Annotated in this window: 3 protein-coding genes and 1 pseudogene; all 4 read left to right on the forward strand. The window is 62.4% G+C overall.

Going from position 1 to position 3,706, the window contains the following annotated elements; translation table 11 throughout:
• A pseudogene (locus ACF08N_RS37845) lies at positions 1–86 on the forward strand (IS5/IS1182 family transposase); the annotation flags it as partial.
• A 793-nt stretch (positions 87–879) separates the two neighbouring features.
• On the forward strand, positions 880–1,953 hold the full coding sequence (locus ACF08N_RS37850; RefSeq protein ID WP_392329243.1) for a Gfo/Idh/MocA family oxidoreductase: 1,074 nt from the start codon (positions 880–882) through the stop codon (positions 1,951–1,953).
• Positions 1,950–2,708, forward strand: coding sequence for a cupin domain-containing protein (locus ACF08N_RS37855; protein ID WP_392329241.1), 759 nt, complete (start codon positions 1,950–1,952; stop codon positions 2,706–2,708). The genes ACF08N_RS37850 and ACF08N_RS37855 overlap by 4 nt, the downstream gene beginning before the upstream one ends.
• A 49-nt stretch (positions 2,709–2,757) precedes the next feature.
• Complete coding sequence (locus tag ACF08N_RS37860) at positions 2,758–3,570, forward strand: methyltransferase domain-containing protein (RefSeq protein ID WP_392329242.1); 813 nt, start codon at positions 2,758–2,760, stop codon at positions 3,568–3,570.
• Positions 3,571–3,706: the final 136 nt, after the last annotated feature.

The raw sequence follows: 3,706 nt of genomic DNA on the forward strand, positions 1-3,706 counted from the left end.
TCCGGCGGGCCAGATGCTCCACCCGCCGCATCGGCACCATCGTCCAGGCCGTCCACACCCTCATGACCTGCACGCATTCAGGATGAAAGAGGTTCCCTGGGGCCATATGGTCGGCGGATTCCGGTGACGTGACGCTGCGTCCTGTCACTGGCTGAGTCCCTCGTGTGCCGGCATGTCTGGATGCATCGAACCTCGTTAAGGGAGAGTGCTTGACGAGAGGGAGTCGCAGTTCCGATTGCGGTTGAGAGTACGCGGTACGCCGGGCGATGCTCCGCTGGAAACGTGCAAGAGGCTGGACGCATCGACGGGCACGCAGTCGGCCCGCTGCGTCGCCGCAGCCCGCGCGCCTCGCAAGCCATTCCCCCGCAGGCATGACCGTCCTGTCTCACTCTCCGTCGCCGCTGGAGAGCCAGCGGGAACGCTTTCAAGCCGTCAATGGCTGCTGGGCGGCGCAACACGTCAGCATGCTCACGCCATGAGCAGTGGTTACTCATGTTCGGTTTGGGGGGCGCGCGCACCTTTATTACGGAGACTCCGTGATTCGCCGACCTCACGACTGGAAGAGATCCTGATGGCTTTCTGGGAACGCCGACTGCCTGCCGGCAGCGCCGACTAGGACCTCCTCCGCAGCCCGGCAGTAGTGGTGGGCCGCACACAGACATTCACGCCTGGGTGCCGCTCGTCTCAGGCATCCCCCGCGGCCCAGCCGTTCTCATGCCGTGCTCCTCACATTCCTACCCCCTGGGAGAATTCGAATGTGTGACCGCACTTGCCTCAGATGGTCTGCTGTTTTCATGCGTCGGCGCAGGAGTTACCTGGCCACGTGGTCCACGCAGACAGGGAAGCTGTCCCATGCGACGCACGCCTGACAAGCCAACGATGGTAGTGGTTGGCTATGGGACCGTAGGCCGGATGCATGTCGTCCAGCACACCCTGAATGGCGTGAAGGTGTTGGGCGTTGTCGAGCCTCACACCGCCTTGCATGCTGATATCGCAGCCGACGGGCTAGTCCTGCTGCCGGGTATTGAGGCCGCGCGACGGGTGAATCCCGATCTGTGGGACGTATGTGTGCCCACTTCAGGACATATTGACGTCATCGACTCCATCAGTTTCGTTGACCCATGCGCCCGGATTTTGGTGGAGAAACCCGTGTGTCATCCCGAAGATGCTGAGCGGCTCGCCGCGGTGTTGGTACGCCACCAGGGCAAGATCGTTGTCAACGAGAACTACGCCTCCTCTACAATCACTTCGTGTCTACGCGACATGATCGAGGAGCTCCAGGTGACTCCGACGAGGCTCATCGTCGACATGAGTAAGCAACGGCAGCCTGACGTCCTCCAGGGTCGCTTCATCGATACGGTTCTGCATGCCACCGGCTACGAGGGGCCTCATCTCGTTACAGTCGCCGAGGACTTGCTGGGGGAGGATGCTAACTGGTCAGTACTCGGGGCGTGGATCCGGGATCACGCCGGATTCGCCCCGGGAGATCTGCGCGGTACTAGGCAAGGTGGGGCCCTGATCCGGTGCGTCACCGAATCAGGATGTGTCCTTGACCTTCACACAGCACTTGACGGGCAGCTTCATGAACCAGGGCCTTCAAGCTCGCCGCATCTGTGCACATGGCACACGGGGCCCTCAAACCGCCACCGGATAGCCCGCGTCGATGGGATGCGACCCAACGGGGAACCTGTCACGCTCGTCGGCTGGTATGCACCGCTGCCATGGGCGCAGGACAACCGTACTCGCGGCGCGGTCGGCGTGTTCCGAGAAGGGGTCAATACGCCACACCTGCAGGAGATCTCAGACAACTCCCTGGGAGCACACCTCCGTCGCGCCGTCTCTCACTTCACTGCCGATCTGCCGGACCCGTATCCCGTGGACAGGTCCCTGCGCTGTCTTCGGTTCCTTGAGAGCTGGCTCAGCAGTGCCCTGGGCCTCGTGGAGGCTTCATGAGCGCGCCACAGCTTCCTGCCGGCATCGGGATGTCCCGGGTCAATGTCTATGAGTCTGCAGGGCCTGACGGGCTCAGGGGCGGCACCCCGCATATGCACCTCATCTGTACCGAAATGTATGTGGGGCTTTCCGGCCAAGGTACGGCCGAGTTCATCGATAGCAGTGGCTACCACCGGTACTCCCTTGGTCCGGGTGACGCTTTTGTCTTCACCCCGGGCACGGTTCACCGTCTTGTCTCTGACGATGCGCTGACTGTTCTGGTGGTGATGGAGAACGATTGGCTCGCTGAACTCGGCGATGCCGTGTTCCCCTTCGCCGCATCTGGTGATGACAAGGACTACGCCACGCTCGCCTGTGCAGGCACGGAAATGAGTGTGCGGCAGCGTCGTGATGCCGCTGTGCTCGGCTTCAACCAGCTCGCAGACAGCTGGAGACAAGGTGACACTGACACCGCCCGGCACCAACTCAGAGCCTTCTACACAGAGGCAGCACGGCGTCAACATGCACAGGGCACGCATTGGGCAGCCACTGTGGCACAAGGGACCATGGCCGTGGCTCTGGACGCGCTGCACGCCAGGGCGGCCGCTGTCGATGAAGCTGATCCCAAACTACTTCGCCCAGGCCGGGTCACCCCTCTCCCTCCATCTCCCACACCCCCGGCCATCCCGGGGATGTGCGGCATGCGCCGCCCCTACCTGAACACTCCACTCCACGACCGCCTCCTCGGCCAGTCTTCCGCCAGCGAACCGATCTGACTACAGACCTCGGGTCTCATATCCGCCCACCCCAACGGAGACACCTCTGATGTCCTTCACCGCCGCAGCTACCAACGCCCCCGGGTACGTGTACGACAACGCCGACGCACACGCCGAAGATCAGCACAGCCACCTCATCGGGGCTTACGACAGTCTCACCACGCGGCGCCTGGAGCGCCTGAGCATTCAGCCTGGCATGCGCTGCCTGGAAGTCGGAGCCGGTAGCGGCAGCATCGCCACCTGGCTGGCTACACGCGTGTCTCCGTCTGGGTCAGTGCTAGCCACCGACATCGCACCTCGGCACATCAAGAAGGCTCCCAATCTGGAGGTCATGGCCCATAACATCGTCACGGACCCACTGCCCGAGGCGGAATTCGACGTCATCCATGCCCGCCTGGTCCTGCTCCACCTGCCTGAGCGACGACTCGTCCTCAATCGCCTGGCTAAAGCGCTGCGACCTGGTGGCTGGCTGCAGATCGAGGACTATGACGAGACCACATACGGTCCGCTGCTGCTTGCTCCAAACTCTGACAGGCAGACGCACAAGTCCTACGCCAAGTACATCGCCGCAAAGCAGCGACTTCTGGAGGAAGCAGGTGTCGAACTCACGTGGGGACGCAAGATAGCCCACGCAATGGACGAAGCAGGGCTCACAGCCATCGACGCCGAGCCCTACGTTGAGCAATGGCGTGCAACGTCTCCTGGTACCGCTCTGCAGATCCACAACACTATCCATCTCGCAGACCGCCTGACAGATGCCGGGGCTACACAGAAAGATCTGGAAGACGCCCGACGGGTTATGAGCGACCCAGGCTTCCTTGCCACCTCATGCCTCATGTACTCCGTGCAGGGGCAGCGTTGATGCACCGCATCTCTGGGCCCGCCGCACCTGCCGTGCGCTTCCTAAAAGAGCGTTTTGTCCTGGCGAAAGTGTTTGGTCCGAGGTTCATGTGTCGCGCCAGTTCGGGGTGGATTCGCGGGTGAGCCGTCGGCTCATG

Origin of the sequence: Streptomyces sp. NPDC015127 (assembly GCF_043080095.1) — a bacterium.
Classification (GTDB): Bacteria; Actinomycetota; Actinomycetes; order Streptomycetales; family Streptomycetaceae; genus Streptomyces.